Annotated in this window: 23 protein-coding genes and 4 pseudogenes; 13 read left to right on the top strand and 14 right to left on the bottom strand. The window is 45.7% G+C overall.

Features of this window, described 5'->3' with window-relative positions; translation table 11 throughout:
- From ACRPFF_RS08715 to ACRPFF_RS08770, 12 genes and pseudogenes are all read right to left on the bottom strand, one after another.
- Positions 1-1,765: hemagglutinin repeat-containing protein (locus tag ACRPFF_RS08715; protein WP_432674421.1), on the bottom strand; the 1,765-nt coding region annotated here is incomplete at its 3' end.
- Positions 1,766-1,805: 40 nt separating this feature from the next.
- Entirely contained in the window at positions 1,806-2,270 is a 465-nt protein-coding gene (locus ACRPFF_RS08720) for a hypothetical protein (RefSeq protein ID WP_118783547.1), read from the bottom strand.
- A 2-nt stretch (positions 2,271-2,272) separates the two neighbouring features.
- Positions 2,273-2,614 (bottom strand): annotated as a pseudogene (locus ACRPFF_RS08725) (ParB/Srx family N-terminal domain-containing protein); the annotation flags it as partial.
- A gap of 696 nt (positions 2,615-3,310) precedes the next feature.
- A pseudogene (locus tag ACRPFF_RS08730) lies at positions 3,311-3,871 on the bottom strand (hemagglutinin repeat-containing protein); the annotation flags it as partial.
- Between the two features lie 65 nt (positions 3,872-3,936).
- Positions 3,937-4,432 (bottom strand): annotated as a pseudogene (locus ACRPFF_RS08735) (contact-dependent growth inhibition system immunity protein).
- A gap of 50 nt (positions 4,433-4,482) precedes the next feature.
- Positions 4,483-4,659, bottom strand: a complete 177-nt coding sequence (locus ACRPFF_RS08740; RefSeq protein WP_003712146.1) for a hypothetical protein — start codon at positions 4,657-4,659, stop codon at positions 4,483-4,485.
- The gene (locus tag ACRPFF_RS08745) at positions 4,653-5,036 is read right to left on the bottom strand and encodes a hypothetical protein (protein ID WP_239991253.1); all 384 of its coding nucleotides are present in this window, start codon (positions 5,034-5,036) and stop codon (positions 4,653-4,655) included. Before ACRPFF_RS08745 ends, ACRPFF_RS08740 begins: the two co-directional genes overlap by 7 nt.
- A gap of 70 nt (positions 5,037-5,106) precedes the next feature.
- Positions 5,107-5,550: a hypothetical protein gene (locus tag ACRPFF_RS08750; protein ID WP_003712148.1), complete on the bottom strand. Its 444-nt coding sequence runs from the start codon at positions 5,548-5,550 to the stop codon at positions 5,107-5,109.
- Positions 5,544-5,930 carry a hypothetical protein gene (locus tag ACRPFF_RS08755; RefSeq protein ID WP_181874492.1) on the bottom strand — a complete coding sequence of 129 codons (387 nt, stop codon included), beginning with the start codon at positions 5,928-5,930 and terminating at the stop codon, positions 5,544-5,546. Before ACRPFF_RS08755 ends, ACRPFF_RS08750 begins: the two co-directional genes overlap by 7 nt.
- A 23-nt stretch (positions 5,931-5,953) precedes the next feature.
- A pseudogene (locus ACRPFF_RS08760) lies at positions 5,954-7,618 on the bottom strand (hemagglutinin repeat-containing protein); the annotation flags it as partial.
- A 384-nt stretch (positions 7,619-8,002) separates the two neighbouring features.
- Positions 8,003-9,031: an anthranilate phosphoribosyltransferase gene (trpD, locus tag ACRPFF_RS08765; RefSeq protein WP_314169771.1), complete on the bottom strand. Its 1,029-nt coding sequence runs from the start codon at positions 9,029-9,031 to the stop codon at positions 8,003-8,005.
- Between the two features lie 63 nt (positions 9,032-9,094).
- Positions 9,095-9,685, bottom strand: coding sequence for an aminodeoxychorismate/anthranilate synthase component II (locus tag ACRPFF_RS08770; protein WP_411712143.1), 591 nt, complete (start codon positions 9,683-9,685; stop codon positions 9,095-9,097).
- A gap of 420 nt (positions 9,686-10,105) precedes the next feature.
- Here ACRPFF_RS08770 and znuD point away from each other — a divergent pair, with 420 nt between their 5' ends.
- The 11 genes from znuD (at position 10,106) to ACRPFF_RS08825 (ending at position 20,131) form a co-directional block, all read left to right on the top strand.
- Positions 10,106-12,382, top strand: a complete 2,277-nt coding sequence (gene znuD, locus ACRPFF_RS08775; RefSeq protein WP_411712144.1) for a TonB-dependent zinc receptor ZnuD — start codon at positions 10,106-10,108, stop codon at positions 12,380-12,382.
- Positions 12,383-12,534: 152 nt separating this feature from the next.
- Positions 12,535-13,857 (top strand): replication initiation factor domain-containing protein, encoded by a 1,323-nt coding sequence (locus ACRPFF_RS08780; RefSeq protein WP_432674422.1) that lies wholly within the window; start codon positions 12,535-12,537, stop codon positions 13,855-13,857.
- A gap of 45 nt (positions 13,858-13,902) precedes the next feature.
- Complete coding sequence (locus tag ACRPFF_RS08785) at positions 13,903-14,193, top strand: hypothetical protein (RefSeq protein ID WP_432674423.1); 291 nt, start codon at positions 13,903-13,905, stop codon at positions 14,191-14,193.
- A gap of 4 nt (positions 14,194-14,197) precedes the next feature.
- On the top strand, positions 14,198-14,395 hold the full coding sequence (locus ACRPFF_RS08790; RefSeq protein WP_002231484.1) for a hypothetical protein: 198 nt from the start codon (positions 14,198-14,200) through the stop codon (positions 14,393-14,395).
- 61 nt (positions 14,396-14,456) lie between these two features.
- The gene (locus ACRPFF_RS08795) at positions 14,457-14,675 is read left to right on the top strand and encodes a major capsid protein (protein WP_432674424.1); all 219 of its coding nucleotides are present in this window, start codon (positions 14,457-14,459) and stop codon (positions 14,673-14,675) included.
- 6 nt (positions 14,676-14,681) lie between these two features.
- Positions 14,682-14,960 carry a hypothetical protein gene (locus ACRPFF_RS08800; RefSeq protein WP_432674425.1) on the top strand — a complete coding sequence of 93 codons (279 nt, stop codon included), beginning with the start codon at positions 14,682-14,684 and terminating at the stop codon, positions 14,958-14,960.
- Between the two features lie 126 nt (positions 14,961-15,086).
- Positions 15,087-15,404 carry a DUF1132 family protein gene (locus ACRPFF_RS08805; RefSeq protein ID WP_003689167.1) on the top strand — a complete coding sequence of 106 codons (318 nt, stop codon included), beginning with the start codon at positions 15,087-15,089 and terminating at the stop codon, positions 15,402-15,404.
- Positions 15,346-16,926, top strand: coding sequence for an IgG-binding virulence factor TspB family protein (locus ACRPFF_RS08810; RefSeq protein WP_432674426.1), 1,581 nt, complete (start codon positions 15,346-15,348; stop codon positions 16,924-16,926). Before ACRPFF_RS08805 ends, ACRPFF_RS08810 begins: the two co-directional genes overlap by 59 nt.
- Positions 16,926-17,216: a DUF2523 domain-containing protein gene (locus ACRPFF_RS08815; protein WP_101126030.1), complete on the top strand. Its 291-nt coding sequence runs from the start codon at positions 16,926-16,928 to the stop codon at positions 17,214-17,216. Before ACRPFF_RS08810 ends, ACRPFF_RS08815 begins: the two co-directional genes overlap by 1 nt.
- A 9-nt stretch (positions 17,217-17,225) precedes the next feature.
- Positions 17,226-18,389, top strand: coding sequence for a zonular occludens toxin domain-containing protein (locus ACRPFF_RS08820; protein ID WP_432674427.1), 1,164 nt, complete (start codon positions 17,226-17,228; stop codon positions 18,387-18,389).
- A 779-nt stretch (positions 18,390-19,168) separates the two neighbouring features.
- Positions 19,169-20,131 (top strand): IS110 family transposase, encoded by a 963-nt coding sequence (locus tag ACRPFF_RS08825; RefSeq protein ID WP_432674428.1) that lies wholly within the window; start codon positions 19,169-19,171, stop codon positions 20,129-20,131.
- Between the two features lie 167 nt (positions 20,132-20,298).
- On the opposite strand, the gene ACRPFF_RS08830 is transcribed toward ACRPFF_RS08825, so the two are convergent.
- Positions 20,299-21,054 (bottom strand): phosphatidylserine decarboxylase, encoded by a 756-nt coding sequence (locus tag ACRPFF_RS08830; protein ID WP_432674432.1) that lies wholly within the window; start codon positions 21,052-21,054, stop codon positions 20,299-20,301.
- A 178-nt stretch (positions 21,055-21,232) separates the two neighbouring features.
- Here ACRPFF_RS08830 and uvrA point away from each other — a divergent pair, with 178 nt between their 5' ends.
- Both uvrA and ACRPFF_RS08840 read left to right on the top strand, forming a co-directional pair.
- Positions 21,233-24,079 carry an excinuclease ABC subunit UvrA gene (gene uvrA / locus ACRPFF_RS08835; protein ID WP_432674429.1) on the top strand — a complete coding sequence of 949 codons (2,847 nt, stop codon included), beginning with the start codon at positions 21,233-21,235 and terminating at the stop codon, positions 24,077-24,079.
- A 58-nt stretch (positions 24,080-24,137) separates the two neighbouring features.
- Positions 24,138-25,715: a P-loop ATPase, Sll1717 family gene (locus ACRPFF_RS08840; protein ID WP_432674430.1), complete on the top strand. Its 1,578-nt coding sequence runs from the start codon at positions 24,138-24,140 to the stop codon at positions 25,713-25,715.
- Positions 25,716-26,217: 502 nt separating this feature from the next.
- On the opposite strand, the gene ACRPFF_RS08845 is transcribed toward ACRPFF_RS08840, so the two are convergent.
- Positions 26,218-26,885, bottom strand: a 668-nt coding sequence (locus tag ACRPFF_RS08845) for a cation:dicarboxylate symporter family transporter (protein WP_432674431.1), incomplete at its 5' end; no start/stop codon positions are given.

Below are 26,885 nucleotides of genomic sequence, written 5' to 3' on the forward strand. Positions count from 1 at the left end.
TGGCTGTACCATAGAAACGTGCTTTTCTGATTGGGGCAATGCCATTTTGTTTTTGATTGTTTACCCAATCTTTTAAGGAAACGCTTGCTGTAATTCCCCCACGACTGTGATTACTGGTATCAACCGACCAGCCGTTACCCATTTTTTGAACCTCTCGATAAATATCTTGATTCAGTTTTTCTGAATTGGTTTTGGGTAAATAGCCTTGGAACACTTTATTATTTAATTGGTCGTAACCGACATACATCAGTTCAGAAACAAGACTTGAACCGAGCCATAAAAAATCTTTTATTTTGTTATTAGAATCAGATTTATATTTCCCTGTTGGAGGATTCATAACTGCAATAACACCACTACCGTTTGTACTATCACGATTTTGTTTTGCTGCGTTGCTTAATGAATCTTCTCGATTATTGAAAATACCAGGATTAGACACAGTAATAACTTTGCCATTTGTGTCTTGAATGCTTGCCAGTTCTTCCTTGCTTAAATCATTCAATGACCAAATTTGTCTGGTATCAAAGGATACTTTACCTGTTTTTTCATCTATTATCTTCTTATGGAACCACATTTCTTTAGGTGCAGTTGCAGACCTTACCGCTCTATCGGCTTGGGTTGTGGCAAACATACTCCAAGCCATATCAGAACTCCCTGCTCCCCAAACGAGTCCTAATCCTGCATCAAGCCAACGAATTTTTTCATCTAATTCATTAGCTTCCTTATTTAATGCTCTAGATTTATCATTGTCATATCCACCATTTTTGAGTCTCTCTTGTGTGGCTTGCGCTCGTTTGCTATCTACTACTGCATAAAGTTCTTGTTTCACTCCTTGTCTAGTTTTATCAAACTCTTGGGTTACTTCCCTTTGTAAATCCAGCTCGTTTTGCACCGCTTCTTTGTTGAAGGTGTTCTTCAAGCTGCCTGAATGCTGCTCGGCAGTGTCTGTTGTTGTATTGGTATATATGTCGGCTTTGCTTTCCTCCGCTGTTTTGCCTGTCAGCCTGATTTGTGCGGCTTCGTCTGTGATTTGAATGTTTTGGGTATTGATGCCGCTTTTTGTGATGCTGCTTTGACTGTCGCTGTCGCTGCCATAACCCACTGATGAACTTGCGCCGTTTTTATCGGCTACGCTTGTCAGGTGTTTGTTTTGAGGTTTATTTTGTGCACCCTGTCCCAGTGTTTTGCCGCTTATGGACGCACTTGCGCCCAATCCAAAACTTTTGCCTTCGTAGCGGCTGTGGTTTTGAATGTCGCTGGCAGTAAGGGTGGCCGTCTGAAAGCGGTTTTTACCCTTGTCTTCTGCGCTTTGGCTGCTGGTGATGATCCCGCCTTTGAGGTCTGTATGGTTTCCGACCTTGATTTGATAGCCGTCTTCTCCGGCATAAATACCGCTTTGCTCGGTTACTGAAGCATGGTCGGCTCGGATTTTGCTTTGACTGTAATCGCCACTGGCACTGAAGCCATAACCTACGGTCACTTGTGCGCTGGCGTTTTGCTGTTTGCTCTGATAGGTTTCAGTGTCTTGAACGCTTTCTATATGCAGGTTGCGCGTATCTGCCTGTACGCCTTTGCCGATAAGCTGCGCACCTTTGAGGGTGGTATCCCCGCCGCTTCGGATGGTGGTTTGTCCGGCCGTACTGCCGACATGGGTGTGGCGGTGGGTTGCTTTTGTCTGATTGCTGTGGCGGCTTGTTGAAAGAAAGGTCGTCTGAAACCGTATTTGTTGTTTCAGGCGACCTTTTGGCTCAAACCTTGAGGATCGCATGAGTGCATTCCATGCACATCCTACGTATTGAGTTTAGGTTTCATATGGGCCACGGCTTGCTTTCCAAATATGCTTTTATTTCATACATTAGATTATTTATATTAGGGGAAACTACATTTCCTGTTTTTCCTATTACAAGTAGACAATTATATTTTATTGCCCAATCAATGGTTTTCTGAATAAATTTAGTATAATCAAATCTTAAATCAAGTTCACACTCTATATCATCTGGCCAAACGGTAAGACTATTACCAAAATTATCACAAAACATGATTGCGTCTTTATCCCAAGACTCTTTCAATTTAAGCTGTTTTTTTGCCTCATTTATTATTGATGATAATATAACATCATTATCGATAAAGTAATTTTCAAAACTTTTATTCTCATTAAAATTCTGAAAACCATTAGATCGATACTCATCAAGTATGATATCTTTATTTGCATTAAATTTATTTCTGATAGCAGCTGATGGGATAAGGTAGTACCGATAATTCCAAATTGCCATTTTTATTTACTCCTATAACGAGGTCTCTTAACATTACCTGATTCATTCAAGACATCAGTAGGATTTTTCCAACTAGTATTAGGAACAGGAAAGTCAACTTTTTTAAATTTTAATTCATGTATCCTGCCAAGGTATTCTGCAGCAAAAACCCTATTATTTCCTCTTACGATATATGCTTTTCCATTTATTTCAACGTACTCCACAACTGGATTTGTGAAGCCATTCTCTTTAACTGATTTCACAAGCCTACTAAAAGCCTTGTCATTCATGCTATCGGTAAATTTTCCCATTCCATCTGCAAAATTAATTTCATCGGCAGATTTTAGTTTATTAATTTCATGATTTGCTTGTTTCCTTAGCTTATTTCCCCCCGCCATCTCCCCATCGAGGACGGACATCTCCCCGGTTTTTTGCCAGGCACCGGTTTTGCCGTTTTTATTCCATGCCCCCCTTCCTGATGAGACAGCACCGGCCTTAATACCGGTCAGTATACCCGCCGCTCTGTCAAATTTGTCAGCAGCCCAAGCACCTACCTCTTCTTCGATAGGGTTATCGTATTCCATGATCAATGGGACATATGGTGCTTCCTTCCCGACCGGTTTGCCGATAGTGCCGTTATATAGGCCGATGAAGCCATTTATATAGGACGACGGCAGGTTGGCTATGCCTTTACCTATTCCTGCTGTAGCAGTATCAAAAGTTTTGTTCCGAATCTGCCGGCTTCTTTCCGTATAACTGGAAACCGCATTTCTTTTCAACTGCTCCCTCGTTTCCCTATAGCCCTGCTGTTCGGCAAATTTACCGCTGTCCCTGTAATACTTCATCGGGGCAAAATCCAGGAACGTTTCCCCGTCGGCTTTGAAACTTCCTGCTATGCTGCGTAGGAATTGTTCCGCCGCCGTGTCGGTGTCGGCATGTTTGGCATAATAAGCCGCATCGACCTGACGCATAGCTTGTGCCACCAGCCGCTCTTCTGCCTGCCGTTGGGAAATGCCGGGATGGAGTTTGGCAAATTTAGCGGCATTATCTTTAATTTTTCTGATCTCGCTGTCGTGCAGCTGCCTATTGTTCCAATCGACATTCGCCCCTACTGCCGCCGTACCGACATTCCCGCCCGCCGCATAGCCGATGGCCGCCCCGCCCAGTGCGTTGACCACCGCTTTGCCCGCCGGACCGAGGTTTTCCGCCGCTTTGTCCAAATACGGTGCAGCAAGGGAAGTACCGCTGCCGACCAGTATGCCGCCGAGGCTGCCGGTCGTCAGTCCGCCTGCCGCCCCGTGCAGTATGCTCCTGCCTATGCCGCCTTCTTTCCAGGTGTCGTAGCGGCTTTGGTTTTCGGCAAGGTAGGCGTTTACTTGGCCGAGGGATGCGCGGATGGCGGCTTTTTCGGCTTCGCTGTCCGTGTTTTGCAGTTCGGCCTCCAGCAGGGTGCGGGCTTCCTGATACCGTTCGTAACTTTGGGTATTGCCGAGTTTGTCGGCAACGGCCGCTACGGCTTGGGCGGCGTTTCTGCCGAACTCCTGTGTTACTTCCCTTTGCAGGTTGCTCTCTTTGGCGACCGCGTCTTTGTCGAAGCTGTTTTTCAGACGGCCTGTGTGTTGTTTTACAGAAAAGTAAAGGCCGTCTGAAAGGGTTTACCAGCTTTCAGACGGCCTTTTGTCAAATATTATCGGCAGTGGCTCAATGCCAACTTTAAACCTTCTCCGATTTCTTCAGGGCTGTTATCCAATGATAAAATTACATCGTCTGCATCAATGGCATCCCACGCTTCCAGCTTGACATGGCGGCTCGGGCTGATTTTCAGGCAGCCGTTGTGCAGCCAAATATCCCCGCTCATCATGTTTTTAAATAGGGCGCGTCTGGTTTTATAGCCCAAGTTCCCGCATAGCTTGGCAACCCAATCCTCATAGCGTTGCCGAATTTTTTCGGTATCAAAAAAATCTTGGTCTTCTGGACTGTCATAAACGAAAGTCCTGCTGTTCGCCAACGCTTGCAAGACCGTCGTGCCTAAAGTTTCATTGTCGGTATCCAATGGCAGGATATGGGGGGGGATATAGGTGGTCTGGAGCATATCGCCCAAATCCTGACCATGTTTGAATAATCAAGGCTCTTTCATTTGCCTTATAGCCAGCCCAATAATCTTGTTCTTGATTGAAAGTCATTTATTCGATCTCCGTAATTTTGACTGTAATGTTTTGACTTTTGCCATACTCTACCACACGTTGCAGATGAGTCCGCCTTTGAGGTCGGTGTGTCCTTTGATGTTGATTTGATAACCGTCTTCACCCGCAAATATGCCGCTTTGCTCATTCACAGACGCATAATCCGCATTCACTTTGGACTTGCTATAACTCGCACTGCCTGAAACGCCGTAACCCATTATTACCATTTTTTTGAATATCCTTTATTATTAAGCATACATCTTGTATTATCCCCAATACAATTTATCGATTTGACTGCATTATCATTGTATTTATTATCATAATATTTTTTTATAATATATTGATAATTACCCTTTTCATCAGGTAATTGATATAATTTATATATTTCAGGACAAGCAACGGAAAGGCAACTTCTGAAATCATCAATTCGTTGTTCGTTAGTCGTATTATTTTTAACAAAATATTCAATATCGTTGTTTGCTCTTGTCGTCATATCATCAAAAGGATAATGACAAGACGAAGTTGCAAAAAAGCAAGGATTACAAGAAGTTGTCATTACCATTATAAAAACAATAATGACAACTTTAAAACAACGCGTAATCATAAATCAATGCCCTCTTAATTTCATAATCACTTGGATAAAGTCGCTATCAACTATATTGGCAATAGCAAATTTAATGGTTTTCATTTAACAATTTCTCCATTTCTTTTTTATAATCTATTTTCTGAAATTCTGCGGTTTTTTGATAATAATCATAACCACCCAAAGAACTCAAACAAATAATGTGCATATTTCTAACTGCATTATAAGCCAATTCCTTATCATTTCTTGGAATCCCTTTTTCTTTAAGTATGAAAATGTAATTATCAAAATCTTGCGGAATATTTAATTCCCGTATATTGGAAAAATACATATTAGCACAATATTTAATATCACTCCTAACTTGATTTATGCTTTTATTAGGATTTTTTCTAATAACATTTTCAATATCAGAACTTACAGGACAATGAACGCTTTGTGGGGCAACAAAGCATTTTTCATTATCAATAGTTGTGTAATAACAGCCCTGCATTATCAACAATACAAGGGCTGTTGATAATAAGCGGAACATTACCATTTTGTTGAATATCCTTTATTATTTTTCATGCATTCTCCAATCTTTCCGTAGCATGTCATGACATCATCTGCATTCTTATAGCCCTTTTTATAATCATCTTTATATTTTCTGCGAATAATCTCCCTATAATCTCCATTTTCATCTGGTAGTTGATATTTTTGATAAACTTCTGGACATGCATAAGAAATACAATAGCGTAAATCCGCAATTCTTGTTTCTTTGCTCGTATTATTCTTAACATAATATTCATCGTCGCTATTTATAGGATAGTTTTTTCTAAAAGAATAATCACAAGAAGAAGTTGCAAAAAAGCAAGGATTACAAGAAGTTGTCATTACCATTATAAAAACAATAATGACAACTTTAATATAGTATTTCATAACAACCACCAATATATAGATAATCAATGACCAGTAATTTTCATAATCGCTTGGATAAAATCCTGATCGACTATATCAGCAATAGCAAACGGTGCGGCGACAGGAATGGCGACGGCGGCTGTTACTGATGAACCTATTGCGTCTTTTTTGTTAGTAGTTCTTCGGTCAAGAGTGGTATTACCCTGTTCATAGCCTGCGTCTTTTCCACGATAAAAGCCCCACATTTGACCGCCCATAAAATCGTGTGTTCCAGCAAAACCCTCTACATTAGTATCCCAAAAGAAAGAACCTTTTGGATAAGGATTGCCAATCATCGTTCCCATTAACCCCTGCACGCCACCAGTTGCACCATACATATCTTTTGCCGCAGGATTTTTTTTCGGATCCATTGCGTCATTGAATGTTGCTATTCCATCGGCTCTGTTTGGGTCTTCGTTAAATGTATATGTTCCATTAAAGTTTTTGTTGCATCGGTCATAACCTTCCCCACAAATCGCTTGCACATCAACTCGAACACCGCCCAACTTCACGCCGTCAAAGTAATCGCTATCGTAAGAAACATTGCTTAATAAGACTTTGCCGTTTTTATCGACAATGCCAGGAAATTTGCGTGAATTATCCAAAGTTTCTCGGCGTAATTTTGTAGCAACGCCTTGCAATAAGCCCTGCGTAATCGCCGTATCAGGGTCTAACGCCACAATACCAACAACGGTTTCCAAAATCCGTTTTTGATATTGCAGGTTATAAATTTTGTCATAAAGTTTATCTTGTTCCGCCTGATAAATTTCCCATTCTTTTGAATTAGGGTCAGAAAAGTCTTTTTTCTTCTCCAATTCTTTGATTTCTTCTCGCAATTTCGCTTGCTTGGGTTCATAAACTTGGGCAATCGTGGCTTTGGCGTTTTCGCTGAAATCTTTGGTAACTTCGACTTGAATGTTCAGTTCTTTCAAAACTTTTTCTTTGTCGAAGTTATTTTTCAGGCTGCCTATATGCTCTGCGTAGTTTTCCACAGTTACATCGGTTTTGATTGCACCGATTGTTTCATCGGCAGTTTTGCCTGTGAGTTCTTTTTGCTTATTCTCATCAGCAATCACAATATTGGCGGTGTTAATGCCTGAATGTGTTACTGAATGCTGGCTTTCACTGTCGTGTCCGATACCTGTTTGAGTTTTCAGCGAACCCATAGCAACGGTTTTGCTTTCGCCAGTCGGCGTGCCATCAGGTTCGGTTAGGTCAAAAGTTTTATTGCTACCCAAAGTCATCAGTTTTTGTCCGCCAATTTCTTTGGGCATACTCTCACCGCCGCCCATTGAGTCGCTTAAACCAACGCCAAACGAACTGCCCGAATATTCCGACTTATTCGCCAAGTCTTCAAAGGTGAGCGTACCCGTTGTAAAACGGTTTTTGCCATCGTCTTCCGATTTTTGGGTGGAAGTAATCAAACCGCCTTTCAAATCGGTGTGGTTCTGCACATTGATTTGATAGCCGTCTTCTCCGGCATAAATACCGCTTTGCTCGGTTACCGAAGCATGGTCGGATCGGATTTTGCTTTGGCTGTAATCGCCACTGGCACTGAAGCCATAACCTACGGTAACTTGTGCACTGGCGTTTTGTTGTTTGCTTTGATAAGTTTCTCTATCTTGTACGCTTTGAATGCTTAGGTTTTTGGCATTGACTTGTACGCCTTTGATGCAGGTTCACCATTCTTTTTAACAATATTCCCATTCTTATCCTTTTGGTACTGTTCAGGCACTTCCGCAAAATAACTGCTATGTGAATAGCAAAACCCCTTACATGTACCTTGTGTGGTGTCATTGGTTCCTAGCAAGAAAGGTATCCGTTTGTTCCCCACAAAATCCTTATTATGCACAATCGAATAGGCTCCGCTCTTATAAGTTTTACCATCTGCACCCATACTCTACCACACGTTGCAACTGCAATCTTTGCTCCTTTACAGCCCCAAAAGTTTTTATATAAATAAATTGCCCTCCCCCATTCTTTTGACTCTGAAACACAAATGTCGCCTGAAATTTTCAGACGGCATTTGTTGCTTTATATTCTATTCTGCCTGCTTAGGCAAATTGCCGTGTAAAACCGACAAACTCCTCTTTTTTCGATTTTGCCCTACCAGAATCGATGGCTTCCCGTGCGGCAGATATGCCGTCTGAAAGCGAAGCAGCGATATTTCCGGCATACAGGGCGGCGGCGGTGTTGAGCAATACGATATCGCGCGCAGCCCCTTCTTTCCCATCCAGCACCTCGTTCATTTTCAACAAAGATTCCTGAGTATTGGCAACTTTGATTTCATCCAAATTGCGGCGGGTTTCGATACCGAAATCTTCTGGGCGGATGTCGTATTCGCTGATTTTTCCGTCTTTGAGTTCGGCAACGCGCGTTTTGCCCGTCAGTGTAATTTCATCCAAGCCGCCCTCCCCGCAAACAACCAAAACGTGTTTAGAACCGAGTTGTTGCAAGACCCGCGACAAAATGCCGCACAAATCGGTATGGAACACGCCCAAAAGCTGGTTCGGCGCGCTCGCAGGATTGGTTAACGGACCCAATATGTTGAAAATACTTCGGAAACCGAGCGAACGTCGTACCGGGGCGACATAGCGCATGGCACTGTGGTGATTGGGTGCGAACATAAACCCGATGCCGGTCTGGCTGATACTTTGGGCAATCTGTTCGGGAGTCAGGTTGAGGTTTGCACCCATTTGCTCCACCACATCCGCCGCACCGCTGGAAGATGAAACGGAACGCCCGCCGTGTTTGGCAACCTTCGCGCCTGCTGCTGCGGCAACAAACATCGAAGTCGTCGAAATATTGAAGGTTTTCGCACCATCCCCGCCCGTACCGACGATATCAACCAGCCCCTCTGCATTCTCCAGCGGCACTTTTGTCGCAAACTCGCGCATGACGGCTGCAGCCGCGGTAATTTCGGAAACGGTTTCAACCTTGATACGCAATCCTGTCAAAATGGCCGCTATCTGCTCCGGCGGAACCTGTCCGCTCATAATCTGACGCATCAAGTCGGTCATTTCATCGTAAAACAACTCGTTATTGCTGATTAATCGTTCGATAGCCTGTTGCGGTGTAATCATTTTTTGTCCTCCGTTCAATATTCGGACGAAAATGCCGTCTGAAGGGCTTCAGACGGCATCATGTCAGATTTTTTGCGGTTTGAAGTTTTGAAATTCAACTAAAAAATTGTTTAACATATCATGTCCGTGTTCGGTCAAGAGGGCTTCGGGGTGGAACTGCACGCCCTCGACGGCATATTCCTTATGGCGCACGCCCATAATCTCGCCGTCGTCAGTCCAAGCCGTGATTTCCAAACAATCGGACAAATTATCCCGATCGATAACGAGGCTGTGATAACGCGTACAGGTAACCGGATTGGGCAAACCTTTAAACATCCCCTTGCCCGAATGGGACACGGGCGACACCTTGCCGTGCATCAGCGTTTTGGCGCGGACTATCCTGCCGCCGAACGCCTCGCCTATCGTCTGATGCCCGAGGCACACGCCCATAATCGGCAGCCTGCCGGCAAAATGGCGCATCGCCGCCACGGAAATCCCCGCTTCTTTGGGCGAACACGGACCAGGACCGATAACGAGATATTGCGGATTCAATGCCTCGATTTCCTCCAACGTAATATCATCGTTGCGGCGCACGGCGACTTCCTGCCCCAATTCTGCGAAATACTGGACGATGTTGTAAGTAAAACTGTCGTAATTGTCGATAAACAAAAGCATTTTGTGATTAACCTATTGATTTATAATTTGTTTATTATTAACTGCATTTCCGATACCCCCATCCATACCCCTTACATCTTAGCGTGCCCGATGCGCCCTCGTGAATCTGGCGCAGAGCCTCGCGTTCTGACAAGTACGCCATTTTGCCACCTTTTCGACCGTTCGGGAACGTACCGTTTTTATGCCCTCATAAATTTTGGTTATCCCGCAGCCGAATATAATGGGCAAACATAGCGGAATCTGCGTCAACATCAACCACGCCCCCGAATGACGGCGGATACAAATGGACACCGCCCGATGCCGCAACCGTGTCATTTGAAAAACTTTTGCCTATGCCCTCTGAGTGTTCTCAAAATCTTATGATATAAAAAATGTAATGTTATATAATAACAAACTTTTGAAATGCGAAGAGAAGTCAAAATGGCACAAACCACACTCAAACCCATTGTTTTATCAATTATTTTAATCAACACGCCCCTACTCGCCCAAGCGCATGAAACTGAACAATCGGTGGATTTGGAAACGGTCAGCGTCGTCGGCAAAAGCCGTCCGCGTGCCACTTCGGGGCTGCTGCACGCTTCGACCTCCTCCGACAAAATCATCTCCGGCGATACCTTGCGCCAAAAAGCCGTCAACTTGGGCGATGCTTTGGACGGCGTACCGGGCATTCATGCCTCGCAATACGGCGGCGGCGCGTCTGCTCCTGTCATTCGCGGTCAAACGGGCAGGCGGATTAAAGTGTTGAACCATCACGGCGAAACAGGCGATATGGCGGATTTTTCGCCCGATCACGCCATTATGGTAGATACCGCCTTGTCGCAACAGGTCGAAATCCTGCGCGGGCCGGTTACGCTCTTGTACAGCTCGGGCAATGTGGCCGGTTTGGTCGATGTTGCCGATGGAAAAATCCCCGAAAAAATGCCTGAAAACGGCGTATCGGGCGAAGCCGGATTACGTTTGAGCAGCGGCAATTTGGAAAAACTGACATCCGCAGGCATCAATATCGGTTTGGGCAACAACTTCGTGCTACATACCGAAGGCTTGTACCGCAAATCAGGCGACTACGCCGTACCGCGTTACCGCAATCTGAAACGGCTGCCCGACAGCCACGCCGATTCGCAAACAGGCAGCATCGGGCTGTCTTGGGTTGGCGAAAAAGGCTTTATCGGCGTGGTGTACAGCGACCGCAGAGACCAATACGGCCTGCCTGCCCACAGCCACGAATACGATGATTGCCACGCCGACATCATTTGGCAAAAGAGTTTGATTAACAAACGCTATTTGCAGCTTTATCCGCACTTGTTGACCGAAGAAGACATCGATTACGACAATCCGGGTTTGAGCTGCGGTTCTCACGACGGTGACGGTGCACACGCACACACCCACAGCGGCAGACCGTGGATAGACCTGCGCAACAAACGCTACGAACTCCGTGCCGAATGGAAGCAGCCGCTCCCCGGTTTTGAAGCCCTGCGCGTACACCTGAACCGCAACGACTACCACCACGACGAAAAAGCAGGCGATGCAGTAGAAAACTTCTTCAACAACAAAACACACAACGCCCGTATCGAGTTGCGCCACCAACCCATAGGCCGTCTGAAAGGCAGCTGGGGCGTGCAATATTTGGGACAAAAATCCAGCGCACTTTCCGCCATTCCCGAAACCGTCCAACAACCGATGTTGATTGACAACAATGTGCGCCATTACAGCTTTTTCGGTGTAGAACAGGCAAACTGGGACAACTTCACGCTTGAAGGCGGCGTACGCGTGGAAAAACAAAAAGCCTCCATCCGATACGACAAAGCATTGATTGATCGGGAAAACTACTACAACCAGCCCCTACCCGATCTCGGCGCGCACCGCCAAACCGCCCGCTCATTCGCACTTTCGGGCAACTGGTATTTCACGCCGCACCACAAACTCAGCCTGACCGCCTCCCATCAGGAACGCCTACCGTCAACGCAAGAGCTGTACGCACACGGCAAACACGTTGCCACCAACACTTTTGAAGTCGGCAACAAACACCTCAACAAAGAGCGTTCCAACAACATCGAACTCGCGCTGGGCTACGAAGGCGACCGCTGGCAATACAATCTGGCACTCTACCGCAACCATTTCGGCAACTACATTTACGCCCAAACCTTAAACGACGGACGCGGCCCCAAATCCATCGAAGACGACAGCGAAATGAAGCTCGTACGCTACAACCAATCCGGTGCGGACTTCTACGGCGCGGAAGGTGAAATCTACTTCAAGCCCACACCGCACTACCGCATCGGCGTTTCTGGCGACTATGTACGAGGCCGTCTGAAAAACCTGCCTTCCCTGCCCGGCAGGGAAGATGCTTACGGCAACCGTCCTTTCATCGCACAGGATAACCAAAACGCTCCCCGCGTTCCGGCTGCGCGCCTCGGCTTCCACCTGAAAGCCTCGCTAACCGACCGCATCGATGCCAACTTGGACTACTACCGCGTGTTCGCCCAAAACAAACTCGCCCGCTACGAAACGCGTACGCCCGGACACCATATGCTCAACCTCGGCACAAACTACCGCCGCAATACGCGCTATGGCGAGTGGAATTGGTACGTCAAAGCCGACAACCTGCTCAACCAATCCGTTTACGTCCACAGCAGCTTCCTCTCTGATACGCCGCAAATGGGCCGCAGCTTTACCGGCGGCGTAAATGTGAAGTTTTAAAATCGGACAGGCAAACAAAAAAGGTTTTCAGACGGCAGTCTGAAAACCTTATATATTGCGTCCCTAAGAAGGGACGATTAACAAAAATTAACGCCCTTTACTTTCTACAAGTAACAGGGATTTTTTTTTGCCCGTTTTTGAGGATTCGCACCATGGAAGATAAGCAAGGGATGACAAAGGCGGTTGCCGGCGTGATGACGGACGCTTTGGCGGACGGCAGGAAGCCGGCAACCGCTTCAAATCTTCCCCCCTTATCTAACAGGGGGGGTACAGAAACCGAAACGGCGGGCAGGGTTCAGGAAGTCTTCGAATGTTACGAAACGTACATAACGGACGGCAAAGGAAACCTGTTAGGCGTTCCTCTTAGGCGCGGTGTATCAGATTCGGCTTTCATTGACCAAATCACATTTTCAATTCATGAAGACACGTTTTTCCATGTTTATGGACTTTCGTTTGATTTGTTCGATGATGATGATTTCATCCGCGCGGCTTCCGCCAAGATGGAAGAAATTTTTGGATTCGGAATCATTGAAAAAGCCAAGCATTCGGGCGGGCGTTTCTATGAAGGCTGCTGGCTGATGGGAACGGATAATGCCCAATACGGGCGCGTCCATTTCGGCGGCCAAAACAACACGATGCTTTTTGAATTGACGGCGGTAGGCTGCAATGCTGCAAATATTGGATGGGAATCAAGGCTTTTTGATTTTCTGACAAATGCGATTCGTCCAAAAATAACGCGCGTTGACATTGCAAAGGACTTTTTTAACGGAGAGTACAGCCCGAATCAGGCAAGAGAAGACCGCAATAAAGGTTTGTTCACGTGCCATCACGTTAAACCGAAGGGCGAGTGCCTAGGCTCTGACTGGGAGGAAGAAGACGAAGCCAAAATGACGAGGGGAAAAACCTACGGCATAGGTTCGCGTGAGTCTTCAAAATATGTACGAATCTATGAAAAAGGCAAGCAGCTTGGCGATAAAACAAGCATTTGGACGCGCTTTGAAATCGAATTCAAAGCGAAAGACATTGTAATTCCCTTTGAAGTCTTACAGACACCGGGCGAGTATTTCGGCGGAGCATACCCGATTTGCGAACGGTTTACAGGCAGCGCAAACCGTATTGAAGCGGTCAAAAGCAAGATCATGATTGATTTCGATACCTATATAGAACGACTGAAAAAACAAATCGGACGGGGAATCAATGCATTGAAAGCAGTGTTTCCGGACAAGTCCAAACAAGAATTGTTTGAAGTGCTTGAGCCGAAACATGATTTTTTGCCTAAAAAACTGAGCTTCGAGAATTACGATTGCAGCGAGGCAAAGGCAACGCCAATGCATGAAATACCGTCCGTCCTAAAATTTGATGAATACGGCATGTGGATGGATCGATATATTCGGCGTCAAAAAAGAGGGGAAGATCAGCGTTATTTAGAGAAGATGTATGACCAATACGCGAATTTACCAATTTCATGGGCTTAAAACGGCAGCCCTAATGTCGTTCAATTTTATTTTTTAGGAAAAATCATGAATCTTAATATGCGGGGCCAAATCATTGGCGTTAAAAAATTCTCCGGAAACATCGAAGGCAAGGAATTCGATTATTGCCGAATTATCGTGGCTACCCCTCTAGATGTAACTCAGGGCAATGCCTTGGGCATGTCGGCCGTTGAGTACAACTATGGCGCGTCCGCCAATTTCGAACATTTCAAAAATCAGAAATTCCCGATTGATGCCGATTTGGATGTGGAAATCGTAACAACCGGCAAAACTCAGAAAGTGAACGTGTTGGGATTTTCTCCCGTGAAGAAAGGTTAAATAAATGCAGAAAGTCTATGTTGTTCAGTCCGTATCAACAGGGGACTTTCTGTATTTGTCCCCTGAAACGGGGGATATCGGACACACGAAACTGATCGTGAATGCCGGTTGTTTCGACAATTTCGAAGACGCAGCAAACGCGGGATTGGAAGAAATCGGGAACGAAAACGAATTTATCGTTTTCACATTTTTTAAAGTCTGAATTTGGGCGGATGGCGGTCGCCCGAATAAATTTTTTAATTACCGCCGATAGGAAAAAAATCATGAACATCATGAATACTTGCCGTAAATACGGCGCAAAACTGGCTGTCGTAACAGCTGCTCCCCTGGCTCTGGCCGCACATGCAAACGCAGCATTGCCCGAAGTTGCAAAAACCGCTTTGGAAAGCGCAAAAGCCGACGGTATGGAAGCCGGTTGGATTGTAGTCGGCGTTTTCGCCGCGCTCTTTGTCTTTTCTATCGTCAAACGAGTGATGAAGTAAGACAACATGTACTACCAAGTCGGAAATAAATGTCTTGAGAAGAACCAGGCTGAAAACCTTTATTTCAGCTTGGTAGTACCAAGAATCAAAGAAAACGGACAGATAATCAGGCCGGAATATAACGGCAGCCTGTGGAAGATGTCGGACGGTCAGCCGCTAAGTCTATCCTTGGCGGAATGCAGTCCGGAAGACAATTTGAAAAGCGGTTTTGAAACAGGCTGGATAGTGTTCGGCGTGATGGCGTCCGTTTACTTTGTTTCCCTGCTGAAAAAGGTCTTGAAATGATGGATTTTTATTTCTATCTCGGCATTGCAGTCCCCGTATTAATCGGGGCGATTCTGTTTAAGGATTGAACGCATGAAGTTATGGTGTCAAAATCGAAGCTTTTAACAATCTTTGAAAGACAGAACCATGAACAAGCCGTTTATCACGCAGGCGCAGTTGGCACTTTATAAATATCAGCCGTCAAGCGAGTATTTTGGGCAATCGATGGCTTTTATTGCTCAGAAAGAATTTGAAGAATTTGTTAATAACGTAAAAGAGTACGATATTTTAGAGAGCTTCTCTTATTTCTTAAATAAGAGGGTCGCACATAATATTTGGAAGATTTATTTTTCTGATGAATCTGTTATTTTTATAAGAAAATCAGAAGAGAACGGGAAAACTGTTCATGAATTCGTTTATCAAGAGTACACCGATAGTTCTGATTTTAATTCTATGTTCGAATAATGCTTATTCTGAACCGTTAAAATTAGAAGAATCAGAAATTGGATTTCATTCCCCTAATAATTTGAAGTCAAATGGTTTCAAATTAAATTCAACATCTGAAAGATTTGCCAAATCCGCAGAAGCGGCAAATGTCGACCATACCCCTACGGGCGCAAAAGCCCGAATCAACGCCAAAATAACCGCCAGCGTATCCCGCGCCGGAGTCTTGGCAGGCGTTGGCGCATTAGTCCGTCAAGGCGCGAAATTCAGCACAAGGGCAGTCCCTTATGTAGGGACTGCTCTTTTAGCCTATGACGTTTACGAAATTTTCAAAGAAGATATTCAAGCCCAAGGCTACCAATACGACCCCGAAACCGACAAATTCCTAAAATACTATCCCGCGCAGAATTGTATTTGGTATAGGGTGGGCGATTATCCGAACGAAAGAGTAGTAGATTATTCGTGCTATGGAGTTGACAGTTCGATTATGCGCCTTAAGCAAGATTACAGTAGATTTCCCGAAGTAAAAGAACTGATGGAAAGCAGAATGGAGAGTCTTGCGCGTCCGTATTGGGATAGACGCAAAAAAGAGTTAGCTAAATTAAGTGCTTTGGATTGGAATTCATTTGTCTTAAGTCATTGTGAATTTAATTGGAACGGCGGGGATTGTTCAGTTCATAAGGGCGATGATTATAGGTCTGGAGTTAGTTTTCAACTTAGAGAAAATCCAAGATACAGAGAAGAAATGAATAGTCAAAGGCTGGAAGAAATCTTAGCCGCCAAGGTTGATTCCAATCCCGATAAATACATTAAGGCAACCGGTTATCCCGGTTATTCCGAAAAAGTAGAAGTCGCACCCGGGACAAAAGTGAATATGGGCCCGGTAACGGACAGGAACGGGAATCCCGTTCAGGTTGTCGCAACATTCGGCAGGGATTCGCAAGGCAACACAACGGCCGATGTTCAAGTAACCCCGCGTCCCGATCTCACGCCCGGAAGCGCGGAAGCCCCAAATGTACGCCCGCTTCCTGATACATCACCGGCAACGAATCCATCAAACAATCCGAATCCCAATGAGAATCCCGGCACGCGTCCCAATCCCGAACCTGCACCGGACACAAATCCCGAACCAAACTTGAAGCCCGGCACAAGCCCGGGGTCGCCGGTTTTACCGGGCACGGCACCGGCAAACGGCAGGGACGGAAAGGATGGGCAAGACGGAAAGGACGGCAAAGACGGCGGATTTCTATGTCGGTATTTTCCGACAATCCTAGCCTGTCAGGAGATGGGCAAACCTTCAGACGGCATGTTTGACGACATAATCATACCGCAAGTTACAGACGATAAAACATGGTCTTCAGACGACTTTTTACCGTCTAACGGCGTATGTCCGCAGCCGAAAACCTTTCATGTTTTCGGCAAGAGTTATGAGGCAAGCTATCAGCCGTTATGCGTGTTTGCGGAAAAAATCCGATTTGCCGTACTGCTCGCCTTTATCATCATGTCCGCCTTCGTTGTGTTCGGGTCTTTGAGGAAAGAATAATGCCATTATTAGCAGGTCTCATTCCACTTTTAGGCATTCTGTTGAAAATGCTGATCGTACGAATCATCATTGCAACGGGTATGACATTTGTAACCTATGCCGGGTATCTTATCGCACTGAACAAGTTCAAGGACTACACGGCCAACGCGATAAATTCCATGCCTTCCGACATACTGAACCTTCTTTTAATTTCAGGATTTGGGCAGGGGTTGGGCTATCTGTTCGGCGCGTTTTCATTCTATATCGGAATGAAAACATTGAACAAACTGACGTTTGTCTTTCCGCGATAAGGGGGAAACATGATTTATCTGTTTACGGGAAATATGGGGACAGGCAAAACCTCTCGTGTCGTCTCTATGATTTTGAACAACGAAGACGGATTGTTCAAAATGAAATTGGAAGACGGCACGGAGGTAGACAGGCCGCTTTATTTCTGCCATATCGACGGATTGGACAAACGAAAGTTCCTTGCCCACGAACTGACGGAAGAGCAAATCATGTCCGCCCCGCTTCGTGATGTCATACCGGAAGGCGCGGTGCTGATTGTTGACGAAGCGCATTATACTTACCCGGTACGCGCGGCAGGCCGTCCCGTTCCGCCATATATTCAAGAACTGACAGAACTTCGCCATGACGGGCATACCGTTATTTTGATGACGCAGCACCCGAGCCAACTTGATATATTCGTCCGCAACCTTGTTTCAAAGCATGTGCATCTTGAACGCAAGGCAATCGGCATGAAACAGTACTCTTGGTATAAATGTGTAACGTCGTTAGATAACCCGGCAGGGGTTAGCGGCGTAGAATCCGCAAGTTGGAAACCGCCGAAAGAAGCCTTTAAATACTATAAATCCGCAAGCCAGCACCAAAAGTTCAAGAAAAAAATTCCTTGGGCGGTTTGGGCGTTGATTGCGATTATAGGTTTTGTGGGCTGGAAAAGTTTCGGCATGTTCCAAATTTACAGTAAAGCAACAGGCGGCCAGATTGAGCAGGAAGTGCAAAAAGAAAGCGTTGTGCAACAGACGATGGCGGAGCAGACGGCATCATCAGAAACATCGCCTTTTGAGCATTCCGATAATCTGAAACCTGAAGACTTTACGCCGACTTTACCCGAAAAGCCCGAAAGCAAGCCCATATACAACGGCGTGAGACAGGTAAAGACATTTGAGCAAATAGCCGGATGTATAGACGGCGGAAAATCAGATTGCACATGCTATTCCCAACAGGGAACGCCCTTGAAGGAAATCACAAAGGCAATGTGCAAGGATTACGCGAAAAACGGCCTGCCCTTCAATCCCTACAAGGAAGAAAAGCAAAGGACGGAACAGGCGCCACAGTCCGCGAAATCGGACAAGCCTCAAGTTCTCGTAATGGGCGGAAAGCCGCAGCAAAACTTGATGTATGATAATTGGGAGGAGAAGGGCAAGATATTCGAAGGTTCGGGCGGTGGCGTTGTTAATTAGAAAACCGCCCTTAATTGGGCGGTTCTTGTCGTGGGTTATTGACTTATCAGTATGATAACGGCTAGAATAAACCGTATATCAATCGTGATAGTCAAAAGCAGTTTGCCAAATTTCAAAGTTATCTGCATTTGATTTTCCTGTAAGTTTCACACTTGGCAGGAATGCAAAAAATCCCCTTGTTCTCAGGCTTGGGGATTTTTGCTTATCCCCACCGCTCTTTGATTTTTGCGCCTGAATCTATGTCATAAAGTTCCTTTCATTCAAAATAAAAATCTTTCGGTTTCAGCCCCTACCCCTCAGGATGGCTTGAGCTGAGTGAAGGGGGTTAACTTCTAGAATGGCTGTTTTTTTTTAAAGTGTCTCAGTCTGGAATCGCTTCGTTCGGGGGGTGTAGGTGCAGGAAAATAGGGCAGAAAAAAGAAAAAGGGGGAAGTTTTGTAAAGATTGGGCGCGCTTTTTGCCCAATCTTTATGAATACCCCCTTTTTCTTTTTTCTGAACTGTTTTTCAATACCGGAAACCCACTAACGGAGTGATTCCAGAGTGAGATACGCCCCAAAAAAAACCAGACATTCGGGTCGCAACAGAAACCTTTACCAAAACCAGTAACCATAATAGAATCAGACACGGCAAAGGAATAGCTAACCCTTGCCGAAACCGTCCAGCCTGAAGATACCCAAAACTTAAAGTTTGAGGAAAAGAATAGGCGGGCGGTTTTTTCTTGTTTGTGAAATTGAGTAGTATCAAAGAACACGATTCTGAATAGATAAGGTTAATCCCATGCGTAACGCCGTAGGATTGGACATATCCAAGCTGACATTTGACGCAACGGCCATTGTCGGCAATGCCGAATATTCGGCAAAGTTTAACAACGATTCAAAAGGTTTAGATCAGTTTTCGGACTGGTTGAAAAGCTTGGGATGCGAGAATTTGCATATTTGCATGGAGGCAACCGGTAACTATTATGAAGACGTTGCCGACTACTTCGCGCAGTATTACAGCGTTTACGTAATAAATCCGCTGAAAATAAGCAAGTATGCAGAAAGCAGATTCAAGCGAACCAAAACAGACAAACAGGATGCAAAACTGATAGCGGAGTATTGCCAGTCGGCGAAAGAAAGCGAGCTTGTAAAAAGGCAGAAACCTACTGACGAGCAATACAGGCTTTCACGGTTGACGGCAGCATATACGCAAATCAAAAGCGAATGTGCGGCCATGAAAAACCGTTATCAGGTGGCAAAAGATGAAGAAGCGGCCAAAGCATATGAAGAAATCATCAAAGCCATGAATGAACAGCTTGAAGTTTTAAAGTCGAAGATAAAAGAGCAGACGGAGAAGCCGAAATGCAAAGAAGGCGTGAAGCGTCTTGAAACCATACCGGCAATAGGCAGGATGACCGCAGCCGTATTGTTTCATCATCTAACATCTTCGCAGTTTGAAACATCAAACAAATTTGCAGCGTTTGCAGGTCTAAGCCCGCAACAAAAAGAATCCGGTACAAGCGTAAGAGGAAAAGGCAAACTGACCAAGTTTGGCAACAGGAAATTACGCGCCGTCTTGTTTATGCCCGCCATGGTCGCATACCGAATTAGGGCATTTCCCGATTTCATCAAAAGACTGGAAGCCAAGAAGAAGCCTAAAAAAGTCATCATCGCCGCATTGATGCGTAAACTAGCCGTCATTGCGTATCACGTACACAAGAAAGGCGAAGATTACGATCCGTCGCGTTACAAATCGGCGTAAATCCTGCAAGGAAAAAAGGCATTTTTTAAATGCCTGCTTTGCCGTGTCTGAAATTCAGTGAATTTTTAAATATTGAAATTCAATGAGTTGAAAATGAATTGTAAAGATTCTGTTGTCAATTAAAGTAGTATCTTTTTCTTACTTTAAACCAATTTTAAAACCGGCAATTAATCTTTCAACACATCTTGCACAGCCGCCTGAATCTTGGCCGCCGCCGCTTCGATTTGCTGCTGTTCGGCAGATTGATTTGCCGCTGTTTCAACCGAAGCAGCTTGTGAAACAGGCTCGGCTTGAGAATCAGTCAGCGGCAAACGCGCCAATACAGTTTTTACGCCGGTTACTTTATCGCCAATCGCCACTTGCGCCTGCGCATCGACAGGCAGATACATATCCACGCGCGAACCGAAGCGGATAAAGCCATAGCGTTCGCCGCGGGACAGTTTCGCACCTGCTTGGGTGTAGCACAAAATACGGCGCGCCACCAAACCGGCCACTTGAACAAAAGTAATTTCACGACCAGAAGCCGTAGTCGCCAACACCGCATTACGTTCGTTTTCCGTGCTGGCTTTGTCCAAATCCGCATTCACGAATTTGCCTTTGTTATAGACCACTTTCGTTACTGTACAATCGGCAGGCGATTTTTGCGAATGCACGTTGAACACGTTCATAAAAATACTGATTTTCAAAGCATCAACATCACGATACGGATCGCGTGCGCGCTCGACCACCACGATACGGCCGTCAACAGGGCTCAACACCGCTTCAGGATTTTGCGGAATCTCACGCGCAGGATCGCGGAAAAACTGCAGGGCAAATACGGTAAACACCCAAAACGGCAAAGACCACCAGCCGCAGCACATCGACACCAGCAGGCTCAAAGCCAAACCGCCGCCGATAATCGGCCAGCCCTCACGGGCGATAATCGGGTGGGGCTACAGACGGTTCATTTGTCATCCTTCTATTCAAGCGGGTTAAAATTGCCGCCCTTATAACGGAATCTGCCGTACTCCGCTGGCAAATGCCGTCTGAACGCAGCTTCAGACGGCATCCGAGAAAGTGCTACAATATCGGTTTTCCTTTATTTTTCAGGCGGCATCCATTATGTGCAACCATCATCCCAAACATTCACACGACAACGACACCATCCGCATTCGCGGCGCGCGCACGCATAATTTGAAAAACATCGATTTGGACATTCCGCGCCACAAGCTGGTGGTGGTCACGGGGCTGTCGGGCAGCGGCAAGTCGTCGCTGGCGTTTGATACTTTATATGCCGAAGGCCAACGCCGTTATGTCGAGAGCCTGTCCGCCTATGCGCGGCAGTTTTTGCAGATGATGGACAAACCCGACGTCGATTTGATCGAGGGTCTGTCGCCCGCGATTTCCATCGAGAAGAAATCCACCAGCCACAATCCGCGTTCCACCGTCGGCACGGTAACGGAAATCCACGACTACCTACGTCTTTTGTACGCACGCGTCGGCACACCCTACTGCCCCGAACACAATCTGCCGCTGTCGAGCCAAACCGTATCTCAGATGGTCGATGCCGTATTAAAACTGCCGGAAGACACGCGCGTGATGATTCTTGCGCCGGCAGTTCGTGAGCGTAAGGGCGAGTTTGTCGACTTCTTTGCCGACTTGCAGGCGCAAGGCTTTGCCCGTGTGCGCGTGGACGGCGAAGTTTATCAGCTTGACGAAGTGCCGAAGCTGGAAAAAAACATCAAGCACAACATCGACGTGGTTATCGACCGCGTGAAAGTGAAGGCGGACATCAAGCAGCGGCTGGCGGAAAGTTTTGAAACCGCGCTTCGCCACGGCAACGAGCGCGCGCTGGCGATGGAGATGGATAGCGGAGAAGAACATTGGTTTTCCGCGCGTTTCGCCTGCCCCGTGTGTTCGTACAGCCTGCCCGAATTGGAGCCGCGCCTCTTTTCGTTTAACAACCCGATGGGTTCCTGCCCGACTTGCGACGGCTTGGGCAACACCAATTTCTTCGACCCCGAAAAAGTGGTCGCCCATCCCGAATTATCCTTAGCCGCAGGCGCGATTGACGGCTGGGATAAGCGCAACCAGTTCTATTTCCAAATGATTCAGTCGCTGGCGCGGCATTACGGTTTCGACGTGCAGGCTGCTTGGGAAACGTTACCTGAAAAAGTCAAAAAAGTCGTGCTGCACGGTTCGGGCAAAGAAGTCATTGATTTCACATACCTATCCGAACGCGGCACCACCTTCAACCGTAGTCACGCCTTCGAGGGCATCATCCCCAATCTCGAACGCCGCTACCGCGAAACCGACAGCGAAACCGTGCGCGAAAAACTGCGCGAATACCAAAACCACCGCGCCTGCCCGAGCTGCGGCGGCGCACGTTTGCGCAAAGAAGCGCGCTACGTTTACGTCAGCGGCGAACCCTTGCACGAAGTCTCCGCCTGGCCGCTGACCAAAACCCACCAATTCTTTGAAACGCTGGATTTGGACGGCAACAAAAAACAAATCGCCGAAAAAATCCTCAAAGAAATTACCGAGCGGCTCGGCTTTCTGATCAACGTCGGGCTGGATTACCTCAATCTCTCCCGCTCCGCCGAAACCCTTTCCGGCGGCGAAGCCCAGCGCATCCGCCTCGCCAGCCAAATCGGCAGCGGCCTGACCGGCGTGATGTACGTTTTGGACGAACCCTCCATCGGCCTGCACCAGCGCGACAACGACCGCCTGCTCGCCACCCTCAAACGCCTGCGCGATTTGGGCAACAGCGTGATTGTGGTTGAACACGACGAAGACGCCATCCGCGAAGCCGATTTCGTCGTCGATATGGGCCCCGGCGCAGGCGAACACGGCGGCAACGTACTGATTGCCGACACCCCCGAAAACGTCGCCAAATGCGAAAATTCCGTTACCGGACAATACCTCAGCGGCAAAAAATCCATTGCCGTGCCGTCTGAACGCACGCCCGTCAATCCCGACCGAATGCTCGTCCTCAAAGGCGCGCGCGGCAACAACCTCAAAAATGTTACCCTCGAACTGCCGCTCGGTTTGATTACCTGCATCACCGGCGTATCCGGCAGCGGCAAATCCACCCTGATTAACGACACCCTCGCCAAAATCACCGCCCGCGAACTCAACCGCGCCCAAGAAGAACCCGCCCCATACGACGACATCCACGGCCTCGAACACCTCGACAAAGTCATCAACGTCGACCAATCCCCCATCGGCCGCACCCCGCGCTCCAACCCCGCCACCTACACCGGCCTGTTCACCCCCATCCGCGAACTCTTCGCCGGCGTACCCCTCTCGCGCGAACGCGGCTACAACGTCGGCAGATTCTCCTTCAACGTCAAAGGCGGCCGCTGCGAAGCCTGCCAAGGCGACGGCGTAATTAAAGTCGAAATGCACTTCCTGCCCGATGTGTACGTCCCCTGCGAAGTCTGCCACGGCAAACGCTACAACCGCGAAACGCTCGAAATCCAATACAAAGGCAAAAACATCAGCCAAGTCCTCGACATGACCGTCGAAGAAGCCCGCGAATTTTTCGACGCCGTCCCCACCGTATCGCGCAAACTGCAAACCCTCATGGACGTAGGCCTAGGCTACATCCGCCTCGGCCAATCCGCCACCACCCTCTCCGGCGGCGAAGCCCAGCGCGTCAAACTCGCCCTCGAACTCTCCAAACGCGACACCGGCAGAACGCTCTACATCCTCGACGAACCCACCACCGGCCTGCACTTCGCCGACATCGCCCTGCTGCTGGAAGTGATAGGCCGTTTGAAAGGCAAAGGCAACTCGATTGTGATTATCGAGCATAATCTGGACGTGATTAAAACTGCGGATTGGATTGTGGANTTAGGGCCGGAAGGGGGAGATGGCGGTGGTAAAATTATCGCTTCAGGTAGCCCCGAGGAAGTGGCGAAGGTTAAGGGGAGTTATACTGGGAAGTATTTGAGAAATATTTTCTAATTTTTATAAAATATGCCTATTATTTTACAAAATAGGCATATTATTTAAGGATAATTTTATGGACAACTTAGAATATCTAAAACCTTACGTTCTAACAGGTACAGCAGAAGGAGATAAAGGANTCTTGAACAATTTATTTATCATGCCAGAAAACTTATCAAACATCATTGCATTACCTAGTGGAATGAGCATATTGATTGGGCATAAAGGAATAGGAAAATCCGCCCTGATGAACCAATTATATCAAGGAAATCAGTTTGCTGGTGTTCATAGTATTTTTATGAAACCTGATAGTATCGCTAAAAAAATATCTATTTCAGGGAATAATAGTTTAGCAGAATTAAAATCTACTTTTTTTGATGCGTTGATAGAATCTATAATTGAAGAAATTAGTAAAGATTTACCAAAATTTATAAAAAAAGATTCAGATAAAGAACTATACAATTATCTGAAGAATCATGGGAAAGTAGATAGTGATTTTATCCAAAAATCCCTTAATTTTTTATCCATAATTGCAACACCTACAACCAGTATAGATTTTGAAAAGATAATTACTTCATTAACAAAAAAAAATACTTCCTCTTTAGATGGTTTACTCAATGCTATAAATATTAGAATAAAAAATGAAAGAGAAAATATTTTTTATATTTTTATAGATGATACAGATCAAGTAATGATTAGCTCCGATGATAAAGAGTTAAATAAAATTTGGGGATTATTACAGGCAATTAGAGAGCTAACTATAAAATGTCCTTCTGTTCGAGTAATAATTAGTCTGCGTACCAGTATCTGGAGCAGGATGAATGAAGAGTCTTCAATTATTCAAAATGAACAGATGGATCATTTCAGAAGCTATCAAGTTAATCTACATGTGTCGGATAAACTTATAAAAGATATTTATGAAGCTCGATTAATTGCTGCGAAAGTCGAATTAAATAAACATATACATAGGCAATATACTGATGAATACGATGCCTTCTTTGAAAATAAGGATGTCAAGCTACCAACATCACAAGAAAGAAGATATTGGCGTGATTTTATTGTGAAATCAGCAAGAAACAGACCTAGAGATGCAATACAACTAATCAGGCATCTTATTGAAAATGCACAAAAGAGACGTACTGCGAGATTAGATGAACTTAGTCTGTTAACAGAAAAACAGTCTAAAGAAAAAAATACTCCACTGCGAATAACAGATGCTGATGTAGATTTAGCTATGAACACCTATTCAGAAGAGAGATTGGAGGATATTTCGAAAGAGTATGTTGCAGATTGCAGTCAAACAAGAGATATATTGCATAGATTTAGTTCACACAATTTTGAATGGGATTTTGATGATTTATTTAAATTTTTACAGGGCATGCCTGGGGGGTTGTTAATTGAATTAAGAGGCGAAAAGTTGGGCTCTGAAAATAAGGAACATGCAATTAAATTATTAAAATATTTGCATGAAATTGGCTTTATTAACCCTAAAATTATTAATAAAGACAAACCTGAATTTAAACATATTCTTTTTGAGCAGAATCGAAATTTTGTATCAAAAGGAAATATAGAGCAAATGAGGAAGTGTAAATGGGAGATTCATCCAGCTTTTCGCTCAGCTTTAATTGCACATAAAAACATGTTCTCGCTTTAGCAAGCCGTAGCCTGCATACCCAACCGACCGCGTGTCCTACCTGTGAATCACACGAAACTTCAAAACCAACGCGTAGGGTGTGTGCGGTACGCACGCACGCGGTTGCTTGATTGACGGTTTGCCGTTTCAACTTTTAACTTCATTGAAGCTAGCGCTTTCAGACGGCCTCCAATGTCGTCTAAAAACATCAGCTTCAACAAAGTTAAAACCTTAAAAAACAAACCATTCCTTCTCCAACACTCAAACCAAAAACAAAAATCCTATGGCGCGTTATCGCAGAAACTTCATTGCCGACGGCACATTCTTTTTCACCCTTAAACTCGCCAATCTGTATTGGTATAAGATTGTCTAATATATCCGGTCCTTACCTATCGTAAAATCATACACTGATGTTTAAACGGTTCAACTGGACATGCCTGAATAACAGGGTTGATTGGCTAATATAAAACTGCACTTCGGAAACCGGAGTGCAGTTTTATTTGCTTAGTTTATATTTGACGGTTTAATGCGAGGCATCGGTATGAACGGTCAGTTTTCCGTTCATAGCATCATCAAGTTTATCCTTGTCTAAGGATTTCTCCCAACGCGCAACCACAATGGCAGCACAAGCATTACCCACTAGGTTGGTCAGCGCCCTACATTCGGACATAAAGCGGTCGATACCCAAAATCAGTGCCATTCCTTCTACCGGCAAACTGGGTACAACAGACAGTGTTGCCGCCAAGGTAATAAAACCTGCACCGGTTACACCTGCCGCACCTTTTGAACTAAGCATTGCCACCAACAACAAAGTAATTTGTTGAGTGATAGTCAAATCGGTATTGGTGGCCTGCGCAATAAACAATGCGGCCATGGTCATATAAATATTGGTACCGTCAAGGTTAAAGGAATATCCTGTAGGGATAACCAAACCGACCACAGACTTCTTACAACCTGCTGCTTCCATTTTCTGCATCAATGTCGGCAGTGCGGCTTCTGAAGAGGAAGTTCCCAGTACCAGCCACATTTCTTCTTTAATATAACGGATCATTTTTAAGATGGAGAACCCGTTATAACGTGCCACCGCACCAAGGACAAAAACGACAAACAATAATGATGTTAAATAGAAAGTGGCTACCAAAAGAATCAGATTACTGATGGAATGCAGACCATATTTCCCAACGGTGAATG

It is taken from the genome of Neisseria sp. SLRRB23 (assembly GCF_050896295.1).
Taxonomy (GTDB): Bacteria; Pseudomonadota; Gammaproteobacteria; order Burkholderiales; family Neisseriaceae; genus Neisseria.